This window comes from Ciceribacter ferrooxidans (assembly GCF_004137355.1).
GTDB lineage: Bacteria > Pseudomonadota > Alphaproteobacteria > Rhizobiales > Rhizobiaceae > Allorhizobium > Allorhizobium ferrooxidans.
The window spans coordinates 1-289 of sequence record NZ_SDVB01000315.1 but is presented as its reverse complement, the minus strand read 5'-3'; the positions used below and the strand labels follow the sequence as shown (position 1 = coordinate 289).

Sequence of the window (289 nt, the reverse complement as noted above, 5' to 3'; positions counted from 1 at the left end):
GCGCTTGCGATCGAGGCGTTCCAGAAAGTCGTCGACCTCGATCCCACGGGACACCACGGGATCGAGGCAGAGAAGAGTCTAGAAAAACTGAAGGCCGGTGCACTCGGAAAAAAGGGCTTCACAGGCTCTTGGAAAGTCGTTGCAGTGCTCGGTGTATTGACAGTAGGCAGTCTCCTCGTTGTCGGGCAACAGCCTGGATCAGGATTGTTCGGTCTGATCTTTTGGGGAGGGATATTAGCACTCTATTTCTGGCGCAAGTTCAAATAGTGGCTCCACCAAGGGTATAGTT

Annotated in this window: 1 protein-coding gene; it reads left to right on the top strand. The window is 52.9% G+C overall.

The annotated features are described in order from the left end of the window. Positions 1–267 (top strand): hypothetical protein (locus EUU22_RS25380; RefSeq protein ID WP_165351261.1); only part of this gene is annotated, 267 nt, incomplete at its 5' end. Positions 268–289 lie beyond the last annotated feature (22 nt).